General features: G+C 62.8%; 20 protein-coding genes. 5 read left to right on the top strand and 15 right to left on the bottom strand.

Going from position 1 to position 23,529, the window contains the following annotated elements; all coding sequences use genetic code 11:
- Positions 1 to 35 precede the first annotated feature (35 nt).
- Entirely contained in the window at positions 36 to 2,120 is a 2,085-nt protein-coding gene (locus tag ACWTU9_RS25790) for an ABC transporter substrate-binding protein (protein ID WP_455860812.1), read from the bottom strand.
- Positions 2,121 to 2,265: 145 nt separating this feature from the next.
- Positions 2,266 to 3,732 (bottom strand): alpha-galactosidase, encoded by a 1,467-nt coding sequence (gene melA / locus ACWTU9_RS25785; protein ID WP_455860769.1) that lies wholly within the window; start codon positions 3,730 to 3,732, stop codon positions 2,266 to 2,268.
- A gap of 75 nt (positions 3,733 to 3,807) precedes the next feature.
- On the opposite strand from melA, the gene ACWTU9_RS25780 reads away from it, so the two are divergent.
- Positions 3,808 to 4,824, top strand: coding sequence for an AraC family ligand binding domain-containing protein (locus tag ACWTU9_RS25780; RefSeq protein WP_455860811.1), 1,017 nt, complete (start codon positions 3,808 to 3,810; stop codon positions 4,822 to 4,824).
- Between the two features lie 36 nt (positions 4,825 to 4,860).
- Here the strand turns inward: ACWTU9_RS25780 and ACWTU9_RS25775 are convergent, their stop codons facing one another.
- The 7 genes from ACWTU9_RS25775 to ACWTU9_RS25745 form a co-directional block, all read right to left on the bottom strand.
- Entirely contained in the window at positions 4,861 to 5,928 is a 1,068-nt protein-coding gene (locus ACWTU9_RS25775) for an ABC transporter ATP-binding protein (protein WP_455860768.1), read from the bottom strand.
- 3 nt (positions 5,929 to 5,931) lie between these two features.
- Positions 5,932 to 6,780 (bottom strand): carbohydrate ABC transporter permease, encoded by an 849-nt coding sequence (locus tag ACWTU9_RS25770; RefSeq protein WP_455860767.1) that lies wholly within the window; start codon positions 6,778 to 6,780, stop codon positions 5,932 to 5,934.
- Positions 6,780 to 7,703 (bottom strand): carbohydrate ABC transporter permease, encoded by a 924-nt coding sequence (locus ACWTU9_RS25765; RefSeq protein ID WP_455860766.1) that lies wholly within the window; start codon positions 7,701 to 7,703, stop codon positions 6,780 to 6,782. The genes ACWTU9_RS25770 and ACWTU9_RS25765 overlap by 1 nt, the downstream gene beginning before the upstream one ends.
- Before the next feature lie 221 nt (positions 7,704 to 7,924).
- A complete protein-coding gene (locus ACWTU9_RS25760) occupies positions 7,925 to 9,202 on the bottom strand; it encodes an ABC transporter substrate-binding protein (RefSeq protein ID WP_455860765.1) in 1,278 nt (425 codons plus the stop codon).
- A gap of 26 nt (positions 9,203 to 9,228) precedes the next feature.
- Positions 9,229 to 10,425 carry a PLP-dependent transferase gene (locus tag ACWTU9_RS25755; protein ID WP_455860764.1) on the bottom strand — a complete coding sequence of 399 codons (1,197 nt, stop codon included), beginning with the start codon at positions 10,423 to 10,425 and terminating at the stop codon, positions 9,229 to 9,231.
- On the bottom strand, positions 10,422 to 11,156 hold the full coding sequence (locus tag ACWTU9_RS25750; RefSeq protein ID WP_455860763.1) for a FadR/GntR family transcriptional regulator: 735 nt from the start codon (positions 11,154 to 11,156) through the stop codon (positions 10,422 to 10,424). The genes ACWTU9_RS25755 and ACWTU9_RS25750 overlap by 4 nt, the downstream gene beginning before the upstream one ends.
- A 121-nt stretch (positions 11,157 to 11,277) precedes the next feature.
- A complete protein-coding gene (locus ACWTU9_RS25745) occupies positions 11,278 to 11,985 on the bottom strand; it encodes a DJ-1/PfpI family protein (protein ID WP_455860762.1) in 708 nt (235 codons plus the stop codon).
- 88 nt (positions 11,986 to 12,073) lie between these two features.
- On the opposite strand from ACWTU9_RS25745, the gene ACWTU9_RS25740 reads away from it, so the two are divergent.
- The gene (locus ACWTU9_RS25740; RefSeq protein WP_455860761.1) at positions 12,074 to 13,021 is read left to right on the top strand and encodes a GlxA family transcriptional regulator; all 948 of its coding nucleotides are present in this window, start codon (positions 12,074 to 12,076) and stop codon (positions 13,019 to 13,021) included.
- Positions 13,022 to 13,074: 53 nt separating this feature from the next.
- On the opposite strand, the gene ACWTU9_RS25735 is transcribed toward ACWTU9_RS25740, so the two are convergent.
- The 3 genes from ACWTU9_RS25735 to ACWTU9_RS25725 all read right to left on the bottom strand — a co-directional run bounded on the left by ACWTU9_RS25735 (position 13,075) and on the right by ACWTU9_RS25725 (position 15,158).
- Entirely contained in the window at positions 13,075 to 13,236 is a 162-nt protein-coding gene (locus ACWTU9_RS25735) for a hypothetical protein (protein WP_455860760.1), read from the bottom strand.
- A 66-nt stretch (positions 13,237 to 13,302) separates the two neighbouring features.
- Entirely contained in the window at positions 13,303 to 14,109 is an 807-nt protein-coding gene (locus tag ACWTU9_RS25730; RefSeq protein WP_455860759.1) for a family 1 encapsulin nanocompartment shell protein, read from the bottom strand.
- Positions 14,106 to 15,158, bottom strand: a complete 1,053-nt coding sequence (locus ACWTU9_RS25725; protein WP_455860758.1) for a Dyp-type peroxidase — start codon at positions 15,156 to 15,158, stop codon at positions 14,106 to 14,108. The genes ACWTU9_RS25730 and ACWTU9_RS25725 overlap by 4 nt, the downstream gene beginning before the upstream one ends.
- A gap of 888 nt (positions 15,159 to 16,046) precedes the next feature.
- Here ACWTU9_RS25725 and ACWTU9_RS25720 point away from each other — a divergent pair.
- Together ACWTU9_RS25720 and ACWTU9_RS25715 are read left to right on the top strand one after the other, a co-directional pair.
- Complete coding sequence (locus ACWTU9_RS25720; RefSeq protein ID WP_455860757.1) at positions 16,047 to 16,820, top strand: WecB/TagA/CpsF family glycosyltransferase; 774 nt, start codon at positions 16,047 to 16,049, stop codon at positions 16,818 to 16,820.
- Positions 16,817 to 18,040, top strand: a complete 1,224-nt coding sequence (locus ACWTU9_RS25715; protein WP_455860756.1) for an FAD-dependent oxidoreductase — start codon at positions 16,817 to 16,819, stop codon at positions 18,038 to 18,040. The genes ACWTU9_RS25720 and ACWTU9_RS25715 overlap by 4 nt, the downstream gene beginning before the upstream one ends.
- 18 nt (positions 18,041 to 18,058) lie before the next feature.
- Here ACWTU9_RS25715 and ACWTU9_RS25710 read toward each other — a convergent pair whose 3' ends face one another.
- A complete protein-coding gene (locus ACWTU9_RS25710) occupies positions 18,059 to 19,207 on the bottom strand; it encodes a GNAT family N-acetyltransferase (RefSeq protein ID WP_455860755.1) in 1,149 nt (382 codons plus the stop codon).
- A gap of 258 nt (positions 19,208 to 19,465) precedes the next feature.
- On the opposite strand from ACWTU9_RS25710, the gene ACWTU9_RS25705 reads away from it, so the two are divergent.
- Positions 19,466 to 20,980, top strand: coding sequence for a glucosamine inositolphosphorylceramide transferase family protein (locus tag ACWTU9_RS25705; protein ID WP_455860754.1), 1,515 nt, complete (start codon positions 19,466 to 19,468; stop codon positions 20,978 to 20,980).
- Here ACWTU9_RS25705 and ACWTU9_RS25700 read toward each other — a convergent pair.
- Together ACWTU9_RS25700 and ACWTU9_RS25695 are read right to left on the bottom strand one after the other, a co-directional pair.
- Positions 20,966 to 22,060 carry a glycosyltransferase family 4 protein gene (locus tag ACWTU9_RS25700; protein WP_455860753.1) on the bottom strand — a complete coding sequence of 365 codons (1,095 nt, stop codon included), beginning with the start codon at positions 22,058 to 22,060 and terminating at the stop codon, positions 20,966 to 20,968. The two genes, ACWTU9_RS25705 and ACWTU9_RS25700, sit on opposite strands and share 15 nt — an antisense overlap.
- On the bottom strand, positions 22,057 to 23,469 hold the full coding sequence (locus ACWTU9_RS25695; protein ID WP_455860752.1) for a lipopolysaccharide biosynthesis protein: 1,413 nt from the start codon (positions 23,467 to 23,469) through the stop codon (positions 22,057 to 22,059). Before ACWTU9_RS25695 ends, ACWTU9_RS25700 begins: the two co-directional genes overlap by 4 nt.
- Positions 23,470 to 23,529 lie beyond the last annotated feature (60 nt).

Here is a 23,529-nt window from a genome sequence, read left to right as displayed (position 1 = left end):
AACTCAGCTCATGGTCTCTCAGGCGGTCGGGCCCCTCAGTTCGTCGGACCCTTGTCGCCGGGCTTGCCCGGCAGTTGCTCGGGATAGAGTTCGTATTTCTGCTGCTTGTCGGCGGCGACGAAGACCCGCTCGCGCACGATCGAGTCCTCAGCCCAGTTGAACATGAAGATCGGCGTCCCCTGCGGAATGTTGGAGAAGCGCTTGTTGACGATCAGGGCGCCGGGATATTCGGTCAGCCCGACATTGTAGATATTTTCCGTCGAGATCTTCTGGAACTCTCGCATCAGCTTGGCGCGTTCGTCATTGTCCTGGCTCGAGACGAACTTGTTGACGATGTCGACAAGCTCCTTTTCGAACGGCATCAGGTCGACCACACCGCTTTCAGGCGCGCGGTGATCCCAGCTGGTCTTGGGGCCAACGGGCGCGAGTTGCACCGTGTTCTGCACGACGGAAGTCAGCTCCTGCTCGTTGCGCCGAACCAGCCAGTCGAATCGGCCGGAATATTGCGAGGCGTCGCGCTGGGTGCCGTTGAGGCCGTTGAGTACGACGCGCAGGCCGAGCTTCTCCATCTGGCCGACGACGCCTTCCGCCAGGCTCTTGTCGGTGGTGTAGTCGTTGTTGACCAGCATGACGATCTCGACATTCTTGCCGCCGGCCGTGCCGGCCGGGAAGTTGACGAAGCCGTCGCCATCGGTGTCCTTGAGACCCGCCTTGGCGAGTTCGGCCTTGGCGCCTTCGAGATCGAAAGGATAGTAAACCGTCGAGTTGCGGTCATAGAAGGAGGTGCCGGAGGAGAGCCCGCCCGGATAGATCGCGGTGAACGGCCCCTTGACCAGCGAGTCGCCGAGTGCCTTGCGGTCGAGCGCCATGGTGACGCCCTTGCGGAAGTCCTCGTTGCGGTTCAGCTCGCGGATCGCCTGGCCGCGCTCGTCGGGATTGCCCCAGCCATTGGCGGAAAAGTTCATGCGCAGATTGTAGCCGATCAGGCGCGGACCGAAAGCGAGCCGGGCCGGTGCGTCCTTTTCCGCCGCCCGCTTCAGCGAGGCGACGAAATTCTCCGGCTGCTCCAGATTGGAGAAGTCGGCAGCGCCTGCCACCGCCTGGACGTCGCGATCGGCCCAGGTCGACAGCTTGTAGTGCAGCTCATTGAGATAGGGCAGCTGGTTGCCCTTCTCGTCGACCTTCCAGTAGTAGGGATTGCGCCGCATGACGACAATGTCGTCAGGGCGATACTCCACCGGCACCCAGGCGCCCATCACCGGCATGTTCATATATTCCGGCGGGAACGCATTCTTGAACTGGTCGTAGGTGTTCTTTGAATATTTCGGATGCTGCGGCTTCAGAATATGAGCCGGGCCGGGGCAGAAGGTGCCGTAGGCCATGGCGTAGAGATACTGCTTTGGGAAGGCGTCCTTGAATGTCCACTCGACGGTGTAGTCGTCGATCTTCTTCAGCGTCGTGCCGACGCCGAAGGTTTCTTCGGTGGCGCCGTTAAGCGGCGAGACGTTGGGGTCGACGACCTCGTCGTCCCAGTAGAACATGACGTCATCGGCGTTGAAGGCGACGCCGTCCGACCATTTCGCGCCTTCGACCAGATGCATGGTCAGCGTGTGGCCGTCCTTCGACCAGTCCCAGCTTTTGGCCAGGTTCGGCAGCGGTTCAGTGTCCTTGGCCTCGACCTGGAACAAAGGCGCTGTGCGTGTCAGGCATTCGGACAGGCCGATGTCGATGCCGCCCCAACCTTGCGTCTGGCCGGCGCCATAGTTCCAGCCTTCCGGCCGGCCGCCGATGACATGGCGCATTGTGTCGCCATAGACGCCGATGCCGTCCGGCATGTTGCCGGTCTTGAACACCAGCGGCTCCTTCGGCAGCCGGTCCTTGACCGGCGGCAGCTTGCCGGCCTTGACGTATTTCTCGGTGACCCAGTCGGGCTCGTGATATTCGGGCAGCGCCTTGAATTCCAGGATGGAATCGCGGGCGACGTACTTGATCTTGCCCTCGGCGGGAAACGGTGCCGGCGCCGGCGGCGTGGTCGGCTCGGAGGCGTATGCGCCGAGCGCCAAGACCGAGACGCTCAGCGTCAAGCCGGCGAGAATGCCAATTCTTCGCCCGGCGCGAATGCCAATTCTTCGCCCAGTGAGAATGCCAATTCTGCGAAAGTTCCTCATTGTGTTCCTCCCAGATGTTTCGACGTCTGCTGCTGCCCGCATCTATTCATGACGGCTGATTGGCGGACCGGCCTCCCGCGGCGCGCCTGCAAGCATCTCAGCCCGCCTGTTTCAGCGCCGTCTTTTCGGCGCGCAATTCCTCGATCGATCGCACCTTGCGCCGCGCCGCACCCGCCCAGTCGCGGGTCTTGACCTTCGATTTCGAAAGCCGCTCTTTCGCCGCCGGCACCGCACCCGCATATTGCGGCAGCCAGCGGGCCTGGGCGACGACCATCTCGTCGACCATCTGCCAGACCTCTTCCGGTGTCGACACGGCACCGACCAGCGGATCGTGCAGCACGGCAAGCTTCAAGAGATCGATGTCGCCCGATATCGCCGCATGCACCGACATGCGCTGGACATTGATCGAAGAGATGCAGGTCGCGGCACAGGCTTCCGGCAGCGTGATGCCGGCGGCCATGTTGATGCCGAAGCGATCGACGAAGCCGGGCGATTCGATGATCGCGTCCTGCGGCAGGTTGGTGATGATGCCGGTGTTCTTGACGTTGAAATGGCCGCGATAGACGCGGTTGGTCTCCAGCGCTTCGAGAATGTGGCTGGCATGTTCGTTGGAGCGCTTGGCCGGGTCGATCGGTTTCGACGCCGCTTCGAGAAACTGCGGGAATTCCGTCTCGAACCAATTGCGCGTTTCGGTGGAGTAGCGGAGGTAGCCGCCGGTCTCGCCATGGATCCAGTCGGACATGTCGATCCAGCGGGTGATTTCGTCCGGCCGCTTGCGGTACCAGGGCAGATATTCGGAGAGATGGCCGTTGCTTTCGGTCGAGTAGACGCCGAAGCGCTTCAGGACATCGATGCGCAGCTTTTCCTGCTGCGAATAGACCGGATGCGCCTCGAACGCGGCGACCAGCTCGTCCTTGCCGATCTTGCGGCCGTTGAGGCGCAGATCGACGAACCAGGTCTGATGGTTGATGCCGGAGCAGACATAGTCGAGTTCGCCATGCGATTTGGAGCCGAGCACTTCGGCGATCTGTTCGGCGCCGTGCTGGACGCCGTGGCAGAGGCCGACCGTATCGACCTTGCCGTATTCGATCGCCGCCCAGGTGTTCATCGCCATCGGATTGGCATAGTTGAGGAATTTCGCGCCCGGCTCGGCGAGTTCGCGGATGTCTTTGCAGAAGTCGAGGATGACCGGGATGTTGCGCTGGCCGTAAAGGATGCCGCCGGCGCAGATCGTGTCGCCGACGCACTGGTCGATGCCGTATTTCAAGGGAATGCGGATATCGTCGGCATAGGCTTCGAGCCCGCCGACCCGCACGCAGCTGATGACGTAGCGCGCGCCTTCCAACGCCTTGCGGCGGTCGGTGGTCGCGGTGACTTTTGTCGGCAATTTGTTGGCCTCGACGATGCGGTCGAGGATCGCCTTGATCATCCCGAGATTGTGCTCGCTGAGATCGGTCAGCGCGAATTCGATATCGCTGAATTCCGGAACGCACAGAATGTCGGTGAACAGTTTTTTGGTGAAGCCGACGCTGCCGGCGCCGATAATAGCGATTTTGAAACTCATCACCTTCACCTCGATGCGGGTCGAATGCCAGGCAAGGAGCAAAGGAGGAGCGCATGGCGACGCGCCATGGCGCGCATGCCATTCGGAGCCGGAATTTCCGGCTCATTCTCCTCCCGCCCGCTCCTCGACCGCGGGTCTTTCGCGTTCTCAGGATTTGGATTATGCCGTTATTCGCGGGCACGGCCAGAGAACGTTTATGCTTTCGAGGGTAATTTTGTGCTGCGTGATCTGATCGCCAACGGACAGTTGATGCGCACCATTTCGCTGCCGCGCGGCCGTCAGCGCCTGCATGCCATGCCGACCAGCACCGGCTATGAAGTGCGCGAGGGTGTGACTTACGACTGGGATGGGCGCAAGCGCGGCCAGACACCGTTCACCGTACTGCAGCACACAATCAGCGGCACCGGCCAGCTGCGCTACGAAAACCGCAACTACCGCCTGCAGGCCAACGACACGCTGCTGGTGCTGGTGCCGCACAACCATCGCTACTGGCTGGAGAAGGGCGACCGCTGGGAATATTTCTGGATCTCGATGAATGGCGAGGAGGCGCTGCGCATCCACAAATCCATTCTGAGTGTCTCCGGTCCGGTGTTGCGGCTCCAGCCTCAGACGATCGATCATCTCGCCGATTGCAGCCTGCGCCTGATCAAGGGCGGCGCTTCGCCAGGGGCGGCTTCAGCAATCGCCTATGAAGCGGCGATGGCGCTTTACGACGATGTCTTCGGCTCGCACGCCTTCACCGAAAAACAGAGCGCCATGCAGCCGGTAATCGATCACATCAACGCAAATCTCGACAAGCCCCTGCCGGTGGCTGATCTCGTGCAAATCAGCGGCCTCAGCCGGGCACATTTCTCACGCTGCTTTGCCGACAGCGAAGGCGTGCCGCCGGCCGAATTCGTGCTGCAGCAGCGGCTGCAGCGGGCGGCGAAACTTTTGACCAAGGCCGATTTCCTGCCGGTCAAGGAGGTCGCCATATTGTGCGGCTTCGAGGACGCCAACTATTTTTCGAAAGTCTTCCGCCGGCTCTACGGCATCAACCCGACGCAGTTCCGCACCACCGGCATGTATGCCAGCCTAGGCAACCACCGCTAAAACGGATTGCCTCTGGCTGCCGGCTTCAGGCGCCCCTTACCCGATGCGGTTGCCGTTTGCGGGATCGAACAGATGCAGCGCCGCCGGATCGGCTGACAGTCTTACCGTGTCGCCCGGCCGGATAGTGCTGCGTCCCATGACGAAGACACAAACCAGCTGGTCGGCGAGCCGGACATAGAACTGCGTCGACAGGCCGAGCGGCTCGACCACTTCGACCTCTGCCTTGAGCCCTCCGTCGTCGGCGAGCTGGATGTGTTCCGGCCGCAGCCCGACGGTGAGCTTGCCACCATCCGTGAGGGGCAATCCATCAGGCAACCGCAGCTTCTGGCCGTCGGCCAGCACCGCATCCACCTTGCCAGCCTTCGCGACCGTCGCCGGAAAAAAATTCATGCCGGGCGAACCGATGAAACCGGCAACAAAGGTGTTGATCGGCCGGTCATAGAGTTCGAGCGGATGGCCGACCTGTTGGACGTAGCCGTCATGCATGACGACGATGCGGTCGGCCATGGTCATGGCTTCGATCTGGTCGTGCGTAACATAGACCGAAGTGGTCTTGAGCTGCTGATGCAGCGCCTTGATCTCGGCGCGCATATGGACGCGCAGTTTGGCGTCGAGATTGCTGAGCGGCTCGTCGAACAAAAACACCTTGGGATCGCGAACGATGGCGCGGCCCATGGCGACGCGCTGGCGCTGGCCACCGGACAATTGCCGCGGCAGGCGTCCCAGAAAACTGTCGAGGCCAAGGCGCTTGGCGGCGGCCCCTACCCTGCCGTCGATCGTCGTCTTCTCCGCCTTCTTCAAAAGCAGGCTGAAGCCCATATTCGACGACACATCCATATGCGGATAGAGCGCATAGGACTGGAATACCATGGCAATGTCGCGGTCCTTCGGCGCGACATCGTTGACCAGCCGATCGCCGATGCGGATCTCGCCGCCGGAGACTTCTTCCAGCCCGGCAATCATGCGCAAAAGGGTCGACTTGCCGCAGCCGGACGGGCCGACCAGCACGACGAACTCGCCATCGGCGATCTCGAGATCGACGCCGTGCAGGATGCGCAGCGAACCGTAGTCCTTCTCGACGTTTTGCAGCGTGACGGAAGCCATCGATTATCCTTTGACCGCGCCGGCGGTGAGGCCGGTGACGAGATAGCGTTGCAGGAAGGCAAAGAAGATGCAGACCGGGATCAGCGCCAGGATCGACGCCGCCATCATCTGCCCCCAGTCGACGGCGAATTTGCCGATATAGGTGAGCAGGCCGACGGCGAACGTCTTCTGGTCGTCGCTGGAGATCAGCATCAGCGCGAACAGCAATTCGCTCCAGGCCGCGGTGAAGACGAAGCCGAGCGTCGCGCCCATGCCGGGCAAGGTCAGCGGCACGATCACCTTGCGCATCGCCTGCGCCCGCGTACAGCCGTCGATCATTGCCGCCTCCTCCAGATCCTTCGGAATACCGTCGAAGAAGGATTGCATCAGGAAGGTGGCAAACGCCGTGTTGAAGGCGGTGTAGATGATGATCAGCCCGACCAGGCTGTTGGTCAGGCCAAGCTCACCCATGACGCGGTAGATCGGCGGAATGACCATCACCAGCGGGAAGGTCTGGGTCAGCAGCAGCATGATCGCCAGCGTCGCCTTACCGCGGAAAGTGAAGCGCGACATCGCGTAGCCGGCAAGCGTGGCAATCACGGTGACGAGTGCCGCCGTCGACACCGAGACGATCACGCTGTTCAGGAAATAGCGCGGGAAATCAGATGCTTCGAGAACCGTGATGAAGTTGCGGAACGTCGTCTGTGACGGCCACAGCGTGATCCCCTCGGAATAGAGCAACCGCTCCGGCGTCACCGAGATCTTCAGCGTCCAAAAGATCGGGAACAGCGCGAAGATCATGTACGCCGCAATCGCGCCGTAAAGGCCGATGCCGCTGAAAATGCGTGAGGAAGTGGAGCGCCCGGCGATCATCAGACGTGCCTCACCAGCAAGCGGCGAATGGCGATCAGCGCGATCGCATAGGCGATGAGCAGGACCAGAAGCAGCACCGCGACCGCCGACGCGTAACCCTTGTCCAGCGACTTGAAGGCGCTGACATAGATGTAGACCGGCACCGTGCTGGTCGAGCCCGCGGGCCCGCCTTCGGTCATGACGAAGATCAGATCGGCGAAAGTGGCGATCCAGATCGTGCGCAGCATGACGGTGATGACAATGGTCGGCGCCAGGAAGGGAAGCGTCACCTTGGTGAAGCGCTGCCAAGGCGAGGCGCCATCGATGGCAGCGGCCTCGTGCAATTCGGACGGGATCGACTTCAGCGCCGCCAGCAGCGTGATAGCGAAGAACGGAATGCCGAACCAGATGTTGGCGACGATCGGCCCCCACATGGCGGTCGCCGGATCGGACAGCACATTGGTCGGTTCGGCCTTCAGCCCGAGCGCAAACAGCCAATGCGGCAGCGGTCCGATGATCGGGTTGAACAGCCAGGCCCAGGTCAGGCCAGACAGGAAAGACGGCACCGCCCAGGGCAGGAAGACAACCGCCTGCACGAACTTGCGGCCGACGAACGGCTTGTCGAGCAGCAGCGCGAGGCCGAGGCCCAGGAAAAACTGGAAGAACAGGCTGGCGACGGTCCACCACAGCGTGTTGACCAGCGCCTGCCCCAGCACCTGGTCGGTCAGCATCGCCTCGTACTGGCCAAGGCCGACATATTCGGATTTGAAGGCGGAGAATTTGCGGAAGGAATAGCTGATGCCGATGATCAGCGGCACCAGCAGCACCACGACCAGCAGAACGATCGCCGGGCTGAGATAAAGCCAGGGCTCGATGGCGGCATGCGTCAGCCGCTTCTTTCGCGGCCGGCCTGCGGATCGTATTTCGGACACGGCGTAGGTCATCGGGTGCTAATTCGTCTCCTGGAGGAGCGCCGGGATTGGCGACAAGCGTCCTCCCCGCTCACGGGGAAAGATGCCGGTCCACCCTCCGTAGCAGCGGCGCAGCTGCCGCGGAGGACGGGCAGGCAGATGAGGGGCAGCGCCAACCTTGGGGTGCTAGCGCTGCCCCTCATCCGGCCCTGCCGGGCCACCTTCTCCCCGTAAAACGGGGAGAAGGAAGAAGATCACTTCTTGTTCTTGGCCATCCAGTCCTGCTGTTCCTTGGTCAGGAACGCAGCCCATTGATCGGCGACGTCCTTGGCCGACTTCTGGCCGAGCAGCACTTCCTGGAAATTCTTGATCGCCACCTGGTCGACGAAGTTGCCGAGGTTTTCCAGATGCGTCGGCGGCGTCACCATTTCATATTTCGAGCTGTCGCTGAGCTCGGTGAACCAGCCCTTGAACTGCTCGGTCTTGAAATGGGCGTCCTGGTCGGCGCCATTGTGGATCGGCACGACGCCGACTTCCTTGGCCCATTCCAGATTGTCCTTGGGCGACAACAGCGTCGCCATCAGCTTCCAGGCATCGTCCTTGTGCTGCGAATTGGCGAACATCGCCCAGCCGGCATAGCCCAGCGTCGGATAGGACTTGCCGCTCGGTCCGACCGGCAGCGGCGCCACGGCAAAATCGTCGGCGCTCATCTTGTCGGCAATGCCGATCAGCGCGTCAGGGTCCTGGTTGAGCATGGCGCAGGTGCCGGAATAGAAGCCGGTGACGGTCTCGTTGAAGCCCCAGCTCACCGCGTCCTTCGGCGCCAGCCCGTCCTTGTACATGTCGGCCAGCATCTGCAGGCCCTTGACCGAGCCTTCCTCATTGATGGTCGAGGTGCCGTCCTCGTTGAAGTAGCCACCCTTGCCCTGGGCGATGTTCATGAACATGTGCATGCCGTTGAAGGCGCCCGGCCCGCCGCGCAGGCAGTAGCCGTACTTGCCCGGAATGGCGGAGATCTTCTTGGAATCGGCGATGAAGTCGTCGAGCGTCGCCGGCGGGCCGTCGAGGCCGGCCTCCTTGAACAGCTTCTTGTTCCAGAACAGCGCGTTCACATAATAGCCGTAAGGGATCATGAACTGGGTGTTGTTGACGGTCGAGCCGAACTGCTTGGCGCGGTCGCCGAGCGTCTTGGCGTCGTCCCATTTGGCCATGTAAGGCCCGAGATCCTCGAGCTGGCCGTTGGTGGCGTAGAGGCCCATCCAGCGCTCAGGCATCTCGACGATATCAGGGGTATCGCCGGCCTGCACCATGGTGAGGAATTTCTCGAACGCCTGGCCCCAGGGCAGCGAGACCACCTCGACCTTGACGCCCGCATTGGCTGCCTCGAATTCGGCGATCTGCTTCTTCAGGAATTCGGTGCGCTGCGGGCTGGTGATGACCTCGACCAGCTTGAGTGTGGTGTCGGCCAGCGCGCCGCTGGCGGAAATCGCCAGGCCGGCAGCTGTGGCAAGCATGATGCTCAGTCTCTTCATATTCAGAACTCCCATTTTGAACCCAGTTATTTTTTTGCTTTTTCGAAGGCTTGGGCGATGTCGGCCCAGAGGTCTTCGACACTTTCCAATCCGACATTGAAGCGGATGGTTCGGGGGCTGACGCCGAAGCGCGCCATCGAATTGAGACCCGGCGTCTGCTCGAGCGAGGCTTTTGCCGGAACGACCAGGCTTTCGTGACCGCCCCAGCTGACGCCGATGCGGAAGAATTTCAGCGCATCGACGAAGGTGGGAATGTCGACATCCTCCGTGACCTCGAAGGAGAACAGCCCGGCATAGCCGGCAAGCGTCTTCTTGCCGGGATGGTTGGAATAGGCGGGATGATTGACCCGCTCGACCTTGTCATGTGCCTTCAGCCGCTCGGCGATGGTGAGCCCGCTCTTCATGTGGTGCGGCAGCCTCAGCGGCAGCGTGCGCAGGCCGCGCAGCAAGAGCCAGCCCTCGAAGGGCGATAGCTTGGCGCCGAGCTGGGAATAGGTCTGGTCGTTGATGTGCTTGACGTGGGCGGCCGAGCCCGCCACCACGCCGGCAACCGTGTCGCTGTGGCCGCCGAGATATTTCGAGGCCGAGTGCAAGACGAGGTCGACGCCGTGCAGGATCGGCTTCTGGAACACCGGCGTCGCCCAGGAATTGTCGATGGTGGTGACGATGCCCTGCTCTTTCGCCAGCCGCGTCAGGTGCGCCAGGTCCTGGAGCTCGAACATCATCGAAGTCGGGCTTTCCAGATAGAGCAGTTTCGCGCCCGGCAGTGCCGCAGCGACCGCGTCCGGATCGGAACCGTCGACATAGTCGACCTTGATGTTGAGGCGCGGGAACAGCCGCTCGAACAGCCTGTAGGCGTCGCCATAGCAGTTGCGCACCGCAACGATACGATCGCCGGCGCCGACAAAGGCGAGCACGGTAGAGCTGATCGCCGCCATGCCGCTGGAGAATCCGCGCGCGGCCTCGGCGCCTTCGAGCGCTGCAACGCGCGCCTCGAATTCCATCACCGTCGGATTGTCGCCGCGCGAATAGATCGGCTGTTTGCGGCGGCCGGCAAAGGTGTCGGCCATCTCGGCATAGCTGCCAAAGGTGAACAGCGAGGTCTGGTAGATCGGCGGCACCACGGCATTGCCGGGGAACGGATCGTCATGCGCCAGAAGCGTCGCCGCCTCGGCGAGATAGTCGCTGCCGGAAATGCCTGGGTCGAAGCCCTGTTCGTTCATGTGCGGTCCGAAAGTTTGAGGTTGGCGGCGCCGCGCTTCAAATCGTCCTCGACGGTGGCGATCAGCTTCAGCGCCTCGGCCCGGGCGCCTTCCGGGTCGTGCGCGGCGATGCAGTCGAACATGGTGCGGTGGTAGGGAAAGCTGGCGTGACCGAAATCACGCACACCGAGCGGATGTTCCCAGAAGCGGTGGAACAGCTCATGCATGGCGGCGATGATCTGCTCGAACAGGGGATTGCCGCAGGCGCGGTAGATCGCCTGATGGAATTCCCAGTCCTCTTCCGACGACATTCCGGCCCGGTTGAGAAACTCCTCCTCCATGATGTCGAGCTTGCGCTCGATCTCGGCGAGATCGTCCTTGTCAGCGCGAATGGCGCAAAGGGCGGCGGCTTCCGCTTCGAGCGCCCGGCGGATCTCCAGCGTGCGCATCAGGCCGGTGAAATCATTGCCGCCCGCGAGCGTCAGCGGCAGGTGCAGCATGTCGAGCGAGACGGCAGCCTTGAGATAAGTGCCGGAGCCCTGCCGGCGCTCGACCAGTCCAAGCCCTTCCCAGCGCGTCAGCGCCTCGCGCACCGTGTTGCGGCTGACTTTCAGGCGCTCAGCGAGGATACGCTCGGTCGGCAGCCTCTCACCGGGCTCCAGTTTTTCGCGCATCACAAAGCCAGCCAACGCCTTCAGCACCGCATCGTCGCGGGCTGTCGTCTGGATCGGCGGAAGGCTGAATTCGGTCACGCCAGCAGAAATCCAAGTGGTTCAATGGTCCAACCAATTTCTGCATGAATGACAGGAGGTGTCAACAGGGGAAACGCGGCAGGGCCGAAGGGCAGCGATATGCGCCTTCGGCCCTGCCGCCTCAGCCATATATGCGCGCCGGTGCGGAGGCCGCGCGGGCCTCGCGCCAGCGGGCGAACATTTCTTCCCGAACCCGCCTCGAGGCCGAAAGCCGGTCCTTTGTCTGCGCCAGCACGGCAGACGAAGCCTCAGCAGGCGTGCCCGACTGGAAAGGAGGAGCCGGGGCATATTCGAGCGAGAGCTGCACGATCTCGGCCTCCTCCTGTCCAAGCAGCCGTGCAACCAGCGCCAGGCCGAAATCGATCCCGGAGGTGACGCCGCCGGCGGTAATCAGCTTGCCGTCCTCCACGATGCGCGCATCGACCGGGATCGCCTCGAACTCTTCAAGGAAATCATGCGCATACCAGTGCGTCGTCGCTCGCTTGCCCTTCAACAGCCCGGCCGCGCCGAGCACCAAGGCGCCGCTGCAGACCGAGGTGATGTAGCGCACTTGCGCCGCGCGCTCCCAGACGAAATCGAGGACTGCCTGGTCCTCCAGCAGCGGGTTGACGCCGCCTCCCCCTGGAATGCACAGCACATCGAGAGGCGGGCAATCGTCGAAGGTCGCCGTCGGCGTCAGCAACAGCCGCGTCGAGGACATCACCGGATTGCGATCCTTCCAGATCAATTCCACTTCCGCGCCCTTGGCTGTTGCCATGACTTCATAGGGGCCGGTGAGGTCGAGCTGCTGGACGTTGTGAAATACGAGGATGCCGAAACGAAGGGGCATGGAAAATCTCCGTGGGTTGACTTCCGGCAATCTAGGCCATCATGTTTTGGCGTAATTGCCATTCACCCCTCGTTTCAGGCCAAACCCAATGCGCCGCATCGAAGTGCTTGCCTATCCCGACGTCCAGCTCCTCGACGTCAGCGGACCGCTTCAAGTCTTTGCCAGCGCCAACGACTTCAAGAGGCAGGCCGGCGAACCAGCACCCTACGAGGTCACGGTCGTCGCGGCCTCGCCGCGCATCGGCACATCGGCCGGCCTCGTCCTGGAGGCAGCGGCGCTGCCGGCGCAGGGAGGCGAGATCGACACGCTGGTCGTGCCTGGCGGATGGGGCGTCAACGCGGCCTGCGACGATGCCGAACTGGTCCAATGGATCGCTGGCCGCTCGCGCGATGCCACGCGAACCGCATCCGTCTGCAGCGGCGCCATGCTGCTGGCGCAGGCGGGCCTGCTCGAGGGCCGTCGCGCGGTGACCCATTGGGGACGCTGCGCGGAGTTCGCCCGGCGCTTTCCGGCGGTCCGCCTCGAGCCCGATCCGATCTTCATTCGTGACGGCAATGTCTGGACGTCGGCCGGCGTAACGGCAGGGATCGATCTCGCCCTATCCCTCGTCGAGGCCGACCTCGGCCGGCACACGGCGCTTGCAGTGGCGCGCGAGTTGGTGGTCTTCCTCAAACGTCCCGGTGGCCAGGCGCAATTCAGCCAGACACTCAAGCTGCAGGAGGGCGACGGGCGCTTCGACCGGCTGCATGGCTGGATCCTCGAAAATCTTGCCGGCGACCTGTCGCTGACGCAGCTGGCCGACCACGCCAATATGAGCCCGCGCAGTTTCTCGCGGCGCTATCACGAGGCGACGGGCCGCACACCCGCCCGCGCGATCGAGGAGATCCGGATCGAGGCGGCGCGACGGATGCTGGAGCGCGGCCAGCCCGTCAACCAGACGGCACGCCGCTGCGGCTTCGGCTCGGAAGAAACGATGCGGCGCGGCTTTCTGCGCGTCCTGGGCACCAACCCGCGCGCCTATCGCGAGCGTTTCTGATCGCAATTGCTCGCGCCATCAACGCGGCGGTCGACGCCGTAGGGACAGAGCCCCTATCCCGGCAATCTGCCGAGTCGGGAAGCAAAACGCTCCACCATCGCAAGGCCGACCTCATTGGGCCGCATCGCCGGCGCCCGGTCGTGTATCGGCACACCGGAGCGGGCGCCGAACAGCCGCTTGCCGTGGCAGATCAGGTTCTCGATGCATGGCGCCACAAGGACGGTTCCTTCACCGAGTGATACCCCGGCCGATCTTGCGGCCAGGCCATTGCGACTTCGCGGTCACTCTCGCGGCGGGGCAAGGGTCACGCAGGCCTCTGACGTCAGCAGCCGGAAGGTGAACGTCTCCTGCAGATAAAGTTCGACGCTCGTGCTGGAATGCGAGAGGTAGCCGATCGACAGGTCCTGGCCGATATCGAGCTCGAAATCGCCACCGCGCGTCGAGAGCACAAACCCGCCTTCGATGGCCGGCGCCCAGATGATGCCGCCATCGACCATGCGTTCGATATGGTGGAAGACCGGGTAACCCTCGTCGCTACCGCCGCTGACAGCCGTATAGGCCGCCGCACCCAGCACCAGTGCGTAGGGACCATTGACGCCGGCTAGCCGCAACTGGCTGGCCGCCTGGGCGACCGCTTCGGGATAGCCCATCACATTGCCCGGCAATGCCACCACCGGATTGCTGGTGCCTTCGCGAATGCCCTGGATGCCGGCGGCGGCGTAGCCGTCGAACACCGAGCGATCCTCGGCGAAGGCAATCTTGCGCGCCGCTTCCTTCACCGCGGACCAGTCCGAATCCGTGGCGCCCCGCTCGACATCGTCGATCGCTTGGCGTGTCAGTTCGAACGGGACCCGCAATTCGACCAGCGCCTGCACCTCGCGCTGCGCCGATTCCACCCCTTCGCCCGGGCCTGCGATCTGCTTGAGATGGCCGGTGCCGACGGACGAAAGCTCAAAACCCTTCGGGCCGACGACATCGACCACGCGCCGAGCCGCCAGATGGCGCTTGAGGGTACGCGACGCCTCGTCCTCGATCTGCGCCCAAGCACCGTCCGAGATGGGAGCGAGTTCCCGATAAAGCGTGTTCATGTCTGCCTCACATCCTTGAGAGATCCGATACCGAGTGAGCCATCGCGCGGGCTCTGCTGGGGTTGATCCGTTGTCTCGGGCTGGGTGGACAGCGGAGCAACGGCCGCATCCGCCGCAACATCGTCGAGGAATGTCGCCGACGGCACGAAAAACAGCGAGCCGGTCACCGCGCGGCTGAAGTCGAGCAGCCGGTCGTAATTGCCCGGCGGCCGGCCGATGAACATGTTCTCCAGCATCTGCTCGATGCGGCGCGGCGAGCGGGCATAGCCGATGAAGTAGGTGCCGAACTCGCCCTTCCCCGCATCGCCGAACGGCATGTTGTCGCGCAGGATTTCCAGCTCTTCGCCATCCTCGGTGATCGAGGTCAGCGCATTGTGCGCCGATGTCGGTTTGACCGCGTCGTCCAGTTCGATGTCGGAAAGCTTGGTCCGGCCGATGATCTTTTCCTGCTCCGCCACCGGCACCTCGTTCCAGCGCGCCAGATCGTGCAGGTATTTTTGCACGATCACGTAGCTGCCGCCGGCAAAGCCGGGATCCTCCTCGCCGATGATCGTGGCGTCGATTGCGCCCTGATCCACCGGGTTCTCGGTGCCGTCGACGAAACCGATCAGATCGCGGTTGTCGAAATAGTTGAAGCCCTGCACCTCGTCCGTTGTGGCGACGGCGCCGCCAAGCCGCGCCATGATCTGCGTCGCCAGTTCGAAGCAGAGGTCCATTCGCGCCGCACGGATATGAAACAGCATGTCGCCGGGCGTCGAAACAGCGTGATGCTGACCTCGGATCTCGCGGAACGGATGCAGATCTCTGGGCTTTGGGGTTGCAAACAAACGGTCCCATGCGTTGGAGCCAATTGCCATGACACAGGACAACCCGCCCTCGAGGTCACGAAAGCCGACCGCGCGCTTGAGTGCGGAAAGATCGGCACACAAGCCGCGTGCGGTCGCGTCGTGTTCGGGATCGGATTTGAGCGTAACGACAAGAAAGATCGCTGCCCGCGTCAAAAGGGCGGCGACCGGTTGCGAAACGACGGCTGGCAAACTGGACTCCATGCTTGATCCATTCGGTATCCTCCGACGCGGTGCCTGAATCAAGCAGCATTTCAATCAAGCCGGTCCACAGGATTTGGCGCTTGCGCCGCACTCGACGATAAGGCATTCCCGCCGCAATGGGCATCCGTCCCAGGGATAGGCCGGAAGGATTTTCGGCCCGCCTGCCTCACGACGCGCCTGCCCTTCGGCGACCGGTATCGCGGGCAGGCCAACAGAGCGAAGCAGGTTGCGACAAGCAGCGGCGTCGAATTCTCGACGCATGGCACGAGGATAATGCCTGCAAGTAAATGCAACCAGAAATACATAGTTTACTAGCGGCGGTTGCTTGCAAGCATCGGATCGGTTAACGCCTCTTACCTCCAATCTAAAGCAATCGCTGTCCAGGGAACACGACGGAAACGCGGCTCTCATCGGCCTTTTCTTGACGCAGGCGGCGTTGACATTTCGATGTCGTCCTGCGGCTGCGCAAGCGGTCGCAACGCCAAACTCCCCCACACCGCCATCGAATTCTGTCGGCCGATAAAACGCAAAGAGCGCGTTGATCCCATTGGATTTTCATGCTGCAGGGCCAAAAAGCAACCTTGGCCTGGAATGGTTCGATCTTCGCGATTTGGACAGCGCTTCGCAGCAGCAAAGCAATGCATTGATTTATCTACATATTTTATGAAAAATTCACGCGTTAACTAACTATTAACGTATCGCTTAACTTTCCCCTCCGTTTACTTAGAATACTTCGAAATGGGTTATTTCCACACGATGCGCGACGTTTCAAAAAAGTCTCAAGGGGGTACGAGCGCGATCCGCGAAGCGGATTCGCCGCGCGCCCAGGCATCCGCAACAGGTGAGGCTTCCCATCCCCGTTCGCTTGGCGAGATCGGACCTGCAGGCGTGACAACCGGCGCGCAGCTTCCCGCCTTGCCGACGGTTGTGCTCGGCGGCCTGCCGATCACCGTGATCGACCGGCAGGACGCCGCCCGGCTGATGATCACGTCGGCGCGCGGTCACCTGCCCAACACCCGCCCCTATTATTTCACCTCCGCCAATGGCGATGTCATCGCCCAGGTGGGGCAGGACAAGGAAGTCGCCCGGATATTTCGCCAGGCCGACCAGATCTTCGCCGATGGCCAGCCGCTGGTTTTTGCCTCGCGCCTGCTGTGCAGCCTGCACCTGCCAGAGCGGGTCGCCACCACGGACCTGTTCCACGATGTGGCCAAGCTCGCCGAACAGGAAGGTGCGACGTTCTACCTGCTGGGCTCGACGGAGGCGGAGAACAACAAAGCTGTCGCCCGCATCAGCGCCAAATTCCCCCGCCTGCGCATCGCCGGGAATTGTCACGGCTTTCTGACCGGCCAGGCACTCGAAAGGAAACTCGACGAGATCAACGCGCTTGCGCCCGACATATTGTGGCTGGGCCTCGGCGTGCCGCGCGAGCAGATCTTTATCCGCGATTATGCATCGCGGCTCCACAATGTCGGCCTGATCAAGACGTCGGGCGGGCTTTTCGACCATATCGCCGGCAAGGTCCGGCGCGCGCCGTTATGGGTGCAGAAGGCTGGCTTCGAGTGGCTCTGGCGTGTGATGATGGAGCCACGCCGGCTTTTCTGGCGCTACTTCACGACCAGTCCCCGTGCCGTCTATGCCATATTGAGGTACTCCAAATGACGGCCGAGCATCGCCACATTCCGCTGCCCGAAGGGACCGATGCCGAGATCGCCATCGTCGGCGCCGGACTTTCCGGCACCATTGCGGCGAATGTGCTCGCACGGGCCGGTTACAGCGTCATCTTGATCGATCGCCATTCGGTCTTCCCAAGGGAATTCCGTGTCGAGAAAGTCGCCGGCGACCAGATTGAAAAACTGCGTCGGCTCGGCCTTCTGGACAAGCTTTCGACGGCGGCCGTGGTCTTCGATGAGATCGTCAACATCCGCAGGGGACGCTTTCTCGATCGCACGCATGCGCGCCACTACGGAATTTTCTACGATGACCTCGTTGCCGCCATGCGCGCCGAACTGCCCGAAAGCGTTCGCTTCATTTCCGGCCGCGTCAACGGGCTGGAGACAGGAACAGACCGCCAGCGTGTGTCGATCCTCGACCACCACGACGTGACGGCGCGGCTGCTCGTGCTGGCCACCGGCATGGGCGACATTCTGAAACGCGACCTCGGCATCGAGCGCCATTTCGTCCATCAGAAGCAGTCGCTGACCTTCGGATTCAATCTGCGCCCGGTGGGAGCAAGCGCGTTCAAGCACCCGGCCCTCACCTATTACGGCGGGGTCTCCGACGGGATCGATTACCTCAACCTGTTTCCCGCCGCCGACGTCACGCGCGCCAATCTGTTCGTCTTTCGCGATCACCGTGATCCCTGGGTGAAAGCGCTGCGCGAACGTCCGCGGGAAACGCTCATCGACACGCTGCCGGGGCTGGTCAACGCCTTCGGCGATTTCGAAGTCATCAACCGGGTCGACAGCTGGCTCACCGACATCACCGTGGCGCAGAAATGCGTGCGCGATGGGGTCGTTTTGATCGGCGATGCCTATCAGACATCCTGTCCGGCCGCAGGTACCGGCGTCAGTCGGCTGCTCACCGATGTCGAGCGGTTGTGCACGGTGCATGTGCCGCGGTGGATGGCTTCGCCCGGGATGACGGCGGCCAAGATCGCGACGTTCTACGACGATCCCGCAAAGCTGGCGATGGATGAACATGGTCTGCACATGGCTGAGTTCCGCCGCAGCCTGACCATCGACACCGATCTGCGCTGGCGCGCGCACCGGCAGCTTCATTTCAGCCGTCGTCGCGTGATGCAGAAGATCACCAATCTCAGCCCCGCCTTCGCGGCTAGGCTGCGCGGTTTCAGAAAGCCCGGTATCGAAGCCGCGACCTGATCGCAGGCATTCGGACGTTCAGGATCCAGCCGCCTCATCGCTGGGCGCCTGCGGCACCACGGTACGGTCGGGCTTGGGCTTCTTGCCATGCGCACCGACCAACCGTCGCGCCAGAGCCTTGGCCGCCGGCAGTTTCTCGACGGTCACGTGCGCGGCATAGCCGAGCGGGCTGCCGGCCCTGAAAATCTGCCACATCGGCGATGGCCGGCCACCGAAGGTAACCTTGTAGGGCTCATCCCCAATCGTGAAGTCGAGCGAATGGTCGCCGCGCTCGATGCAGTCGCGGGCGATCTGCTCGAACATGAGGCTGCCGATCGACTGCTTCCTGTAACCCGCCTCGTCGAAGCCGCCGAGAATGACCAGCAGCGAGCCGCGATGTGCGAGACCGAGGGCGCCGGCGATCGCACGATCATCCATCCAGAACGTGTAGGTGCGCGCAAAGCCGCCACATCCCTCGGCCGCCACAGCCGTATAGAACTCGAAGTAGGACGGCGACTGCAACAGGTCGGCTGGGCCGTCGCTGCCGTCGAAGCGCTTGCCGCGGTACAATTTGAGCGCATCGAATGTCGTCCGGATGGCGTCGATACTATCGGAACATTCAAAACGCGCCTGGCCCATCCGGCCGAGCTGCCGCGACTTCTTGTCGAGTTCCTTGCGATAGGAATTGTCGAGCTGGTGTTCGCGCCACGCCGCGAATGTCGCTTCCAGCTTGCTGGAATAGGCGCTCATGCCCATGCTCTCACGCTGGTCGATGCCAAACAGGCGCTCGATTGCCAGCGAGCGGTCGGCCAGCTTGCCGATGCGCAGCAGATCATAGGGCTTCAGATGTTTTCGGATGGCGGCCACTGTGGGGCCGTCTGCCACGATTCGCGAAAACGTCTCCTCGTCGGCGACCGGCGATATGTAGTCGGAAACACGCATGTCGGCGAATTCCACGACTTTCAAGAGCGTGTAGCGACGCCTGACCAGCGGCAGGACCATCGCCAGTCTTCCGCTTATGCGCACGACGATGATCAGCGGCGTGGCCGCACCCTGCCCGACGATCTTCTCGTACAGCAGGGCGAGCCAAATGGGGTGCTGAAAAGCAGTCGCAGCCGAGCTGGCGAAAAGCTCGGCATATTCCTTCGAACGAAAATCGAACGAATCCTCGACAGTGACTTCAAACATTTATGGTCCGAACCGGCTGGGCATGGTCTATCGACGCTGTCTTGCCTTCCACGTCAAGGTCGACGCATGGAATGTTGGAAACTTGGTATATACAGGACCTCAGGCGCTGGTTGCATATCTCTGGTCAATCCAGCATCCGGCGGCTGGTCGGCAGGATTGGTCAAGATCTTCCCATAAAGCGGACGGCCAGACCTCCAAGTAACGGCAAGGTAAGTTTTTTCGGTCAGTCATTTGTACGTACCGGTCATAGCTTTTCAAATGTCCAGGCCGGGTCCCGATACAAGCGCGAACTGGTACGACATGCTGGCAATCGACGTCATTGTTCCGCAATCTGGACCGCGCCTGTGGCAGAAGATTGTCGTCGAGCGGCTTCAGTCGGACGGCCACGATGTTGCCGTGCTGCAGCAACCGGGAATGCCGGGCTGGTCAGGGTCGGCCAAAGCCGCTTTCGCTTTCGAACAGCGCCTGTTTCGGCGCCGCCGTCCGAATCTGGCCGCAGCGCTGAACGAGATCCCGGTTCAGCCGGCCGGCCGGCCGGTAGCGCTCAGGCTGGACCTTGCCGGCAATGCGCCGCGATCCGATGTTCCAACCATTGGCCTCCTGTTCGACGGATCTCGGTCCGATCTTGCAGTGGCAACAGCGATCGCGCGCGGAAAGTTGCCTGTGATCGAGGCCGTCCTTGATGGAAAAGTGGTCGGCCAAGCACGGCCGATGGTCGACAAGCGAGAATCGGTGGCGCTCGGTACGGAAGATGTGCTTGCACGCGCCATCACCCTGATCGTCTCGCTCGCGAAGGCTTTTGCCGGGAGTCGGCCCATGCAGAATGAACCGTCGTCTGAAGCCGGTAGCAGTCCGGCGACGCAATTCCTGCCCCACTATCTCGGCTCGGCGCTGCCGCGGCTTGGCCGTGAAATCATCCGGCGCGCCAGCTATCGCCACGCGCATTGGCGGGTCGGCTACCGCTTTGCCGATGCCCCCGGCGTCGCGGAAACCGGCAGGCTGGGCAGCGGCTGGTCGGTGCTGCCCGACCCCGGCGACCATTTCTACGCCGATCCGTTCCCCTTCGAATGGCAGGGCCGGTCGTTCCTGTTCGTCGAGGACTATCCTCATGCCACCGGCAAGGCTGTCATCTCGGTCGTTGCCTTTGGTGCGAACGGCGTTCCCGAGGCGCCACGGGTGGTGCTGGAGGAACCGCACCACCTCTCCTATCCCCAGGTGTTCGAGCATGACGGGGTGATCTGGATGCTTCCCGAAGCCAGCACCAGCGGCAAGCTCACCCTCTATCGCGCTTCCCGCTTTCCGGACCGCTGGACCGCTGAGACCGTGCTGGTCGAGGGCGAGATTTCCGACGCAACCCTGCTCGGGCATGACGGGCTGCTCTGGCTGTTCGCCACCGATCGCGACGGCTACGGCAGCACCTCCGATACGCTGGTGGTATTTTCAGCCCCCGCCCTCACCGGCCCCTGGACGCCGCATGCCGGCAATCCGATCCTGATCGACCACCGCATGGCGCGTCCGGGCGGCGCTTTCGTTCGCGGCCCAAACGGACGCGTCGTCCTTCCCGTCCAGGATGGAACGGTCGGCTATGGCGGCGGCCTCGGCCTGTCCGAGCTGTTGCAGCTAGACCGGCACACGGTGCGGCTTTCAGCACCCCGGCCGATCATCGCCGACGGCGACTGGCCATACCCGAAAATCCACACGCTCAACCGCGCCGGCAGGCTGGAAGTGATCGACGGGATCGCGGCGGTGCGGAAGCGTTCAGGACAGCAGTAGCGCCTCGTAGCCGGCACACATCTGGGCCGGCGAGTACTTGTCCTTGAGCCGCCGCCCGGCCGCCGAAAGCCTGGCCATAAGCTCCGGCTTGGCGATCATCTCGGCAAGCCCCGTGGCCATTCCGGTGGCGTCGGCCTCCACGAAGATCGCAGCCGGTTCGCCGTCTTGCGCGGTCAGCACCTCGCGCATCACGGCAAGATTGCTCGCCACCACCGGCAGCCCGGAAATCGCCGCTTCGACACAGGCAAGACCGAAGGTCTCGCTCGTCGACGGGAACGCATAGACATCGCCTGCCGCCAGGAATTCGAAAATCTGTGCCGGCGGAACTTCACCGACCAGATGCAACCGGTCCGCCACGCCCCGTTCCCTGGCAAAGGTGACGAGCGCCTCCAGTTCCGGTCCGACGCCGGCAAGCGCTATGTGGATGTCGGACAACCGTTCAAGTGCCCCGACTAGCGCGATCTGGTTCTTCGTCCGTGTCAGCCGCCCGGACGAGACGGCAAGCCATGCATTGCCTGGCAAGCCGAAGCGGACACGCGCCGCCGCCTTGTCGAATTGCTCACGCGGTGCCGGAACACCATGATCGATGCGATGGAGACGCCGCCGGTAAGCCTGCGGATAGCGATCGAATTGCGCCTCGGTCCAGGCCGAGTTGACGATGTTTGCGTGGTAAAGGCCGGTCACGCCCATCAGCTTGTCGATCTGCGAGAGCAGGCCCATGGTGCCACTGGTGTGCGGTGCGCCGCTCTGGTTGGCGACGATGTGCCTGACCCCGGCCAGTCGCGCGCCGATCGTGCCGAAGATGTTGCCATAGTGCTGATAGGTTATGACGGCATCCGGCCGCGCCTTGCGCAGATATCTCACCAGTCCGATGGTCGCCCGGATTTGTCCCCGCAAGCCTTTTGGCGGCTCGGTGAGGATGAAATCGGCGCTGGCGTCGTGGTCGAAGGCGTCGGTCTTGCGGTACATGAAGACGGTGCGGACATCATGACCACGCGCCCGCAATCCTTCACCCACCATGTCGGAAACGCGTTGCGCGCCGGCCGCCTCTGCCTGCGTCTGGACCTGCACGATCTTCACGTACGGTCTCTAAGCACAGGGCGGGAAACGGCTGCCGCCTTGCTCATCGCGAGGCCGAAGATGGAAGGGTTTATGCCTATTCGACGCCGTGCGATCGAGACTGCGATGGCAGTCCAGGCAATCACCGTTCCGGCGATAGTGACCGCCGCGCCGACCGGCCCGAAATAGTAGGTCGTCGCAGCCGTCGCGGCGAGCCCTAGCACGTTGACGACGATCAGCACCTTGAACAGCGCATGCTGCAGGCCGGTCAGTTGCAGCAGTATCTCGATCGGACCGCAAGCGGTGGCGAAGGTCGCGCCGATGCCGAAGATGACGAGCGTCGTACGCATGGTCGGCGTGTCATAGGCCGAATTGAAAATGGACAGGATGAAGCCGCCGAAAAGCCAGAACGCCGCCAGCACGCAGAGCGCAATGGCAAAGCTGCCAAGCGCCGCAAGGCTGGTGATGCGCTGCACATGCGCCCTGTCGCCGCTGTAGAAGGCGCTTGAAATCTGCGGCGCCAGCGCCTGGTTGATGCCGTTGAGCGCCAAGGCCACGAACCGCGTGGTGCGGTCGGCGACGAAGATGGCACCGGCCGGCACCGGCCCCAGGATCATGGCCACCAGCAAGGTGCTGACCTGGCCGAGCGCCGGCGGCAGCGAGGTGACGCCCCACAGGCCGAGCGTCACCGTCTTGAATTCGCTTTTTTGGTCTTCCGTCAGCGGGCCACGCTCGGCGCGCGACGTGTCGCGCAGCAGAAGCATCGTCTGCGGCACGACCGAAACGATGAGCAGCCCGGCGGTCAGAAAGGTCGCTGCGACCGCACCCATCTCGACATGCAGGAGGCGGCAGCCGAGCATGGCCGCAATGGTCGCCGCCCGCCAAATGATGTCGCGCGGCAGCAGGCCGTAAATGAGTGCATTCTTGGCGCGGAAAGCGCCGGAGGTGAATTCCGACCAGCCGAGCGAGAGCGACAGCACCGCGGCAGCCAGGCATAGCGAAAGCCACTCCGGCGTGCCGCTGCTGGCGAACGGCAAAAAACCCGCCACCAGGATGAGCAGGCTGGAGGCGACAAGCCCCATCAGGGCCACCACGATGGCGCGTGCCATCATGCCATGTGCCGAGTTGAGGTCGCCGAGGCCGACATATTGCGGCCAGAATCTGAGCACTGTGCTCTGCTGGCCGACCGAGGCAAAGAAGGAAACCAGGCTGGCGCCGGCATAGGTGGCGCTGTAGAGGCCGAACTGCCGCTCGTCCATCACCATCGCCACGGCCACGAACATCAGGAACGACAGGCCGGCACTGGTGAGCTTGATCACACCAGCGACCGCCCCGCTCCTGGCGAGCGCGGGGATGGACATGCGCATGTCGGCTGCCGGATTGCCGCTCCCAGCCATTGCGGCTTTGTTGTCGCTTATGTTGTCATCCAAGTTCGGCTCCTGTGACGACCGGCAATGGCCTGGTCCCCGCGGCAGCCGAACCGACCTGAA

Source organism: Mesorhizobium sp. 128a (assembly GCF_053848025.1).
This window is presented reverse-complemented; position numbering and strand designations above follow the sequence as displayed.

Bases quoted from the DNA above. Each gene is read 5' to 3' on its own strand.
- ACWTU9_RS25705 (WP_455860754.1), top strand. From the start codon at position 19,466: ATGTCCAGGCCGGGTCCCGATACAAGCGCGAACTGGTACGACATGCTG.
- ACWTU9_RS25755 (WP_455860764.1), bottom strand. From the start codon at position 10,425: ATGAACGAACAGGGCTTCGACCCAGGCATTTCCGGCAGCGACTATCTC.
- ACWTU9_RS25730 (WP_455860759.1), bottom strand. From the start codon at position 14,109: ATGAACACGCTTTATCGGGAACTCGCTCCCATCTCGGACGGTGCTTGG.
- ACWTU9_RS25770 (WP_455860767.1), bottom strand. From the start codon at position 6,780: ATGATCGCCGGGCGCTCCACTTCCTCACGCATTTTCAGCGGCATCGGC.
- ACWTU9_RS25760 (WP_455860765.1), bottom strand. From the start codon at position 9,202: ATGAAGAGACTGAGCATCATGCTTGCCACAGCTGCCGGCCTGGCGATT.
- ACWTU9_RS25765 (WP_455860766.1), bottom strand. From the start codon at position 7,703: ATGACCTACGCCGTGTCCGAAATACGATCCGCAGGCCGGCCGCGAAAG.
- ACWTU9_RS25740 (WP_455860761.1), top strand. From the start codon at position 12,074: ATGCGCCGCATCGAAGTGCTTGCCTATCCCGACGTCCAGCTCCTCGAC.
- ACWTU9_RS25780 (WP_455860811.1), top strand. From the start codon at position 3,808: ATGCCATTCGGAGCCGGAATTTCCGGCTCATTCTCCTCCCGCCCGCTC.
- ACWTU9_RS25710 (WP_455860755.1), bottom strand. From the start codon at position 19,207: ATGTTTGAAGTCACTGTCGAGGATTCGTTCGATTTTCGTTCGAAGGAA.
- ACWTU9_RS25725 (WP_455860758.1), bottom strand. From the start codon at position 15,158: ATGGAGTCCAGTTTGCCAGCCGTCGTTTCGCAACCGGTCGCCGCCCTT.
- ACWTU9_RS25775 (WP_455860768.1), bottom strand. From the start codon at position 5,928: ATGGCTTCCGTCACGCTGCAAAACGTCGAGAAGGACTACGGTTCGCTG.
- melA (WP_455860769.1), bottom strand. From the start codon at position 3,732: ATGAGTTTCAAAATCGCTATTATCGGCGCCGGCAGCGTCGGCTTCACC.
- ACWTU9_RS25745 (WP_455860762.1), bottom strand. From the start codon at position 11,985: ATGCCCCTTCGTTTCGGCATCCTCGTATTTCACAACGTCCAGCAGCTC.
- ACWTU9_RS25715 (WP_455860756.1), top strand. From the start codon at position 16,817: ATGACGGCCGAGCATCGCCACATTCCGCTGCCCGAAGGGACCGATGCC.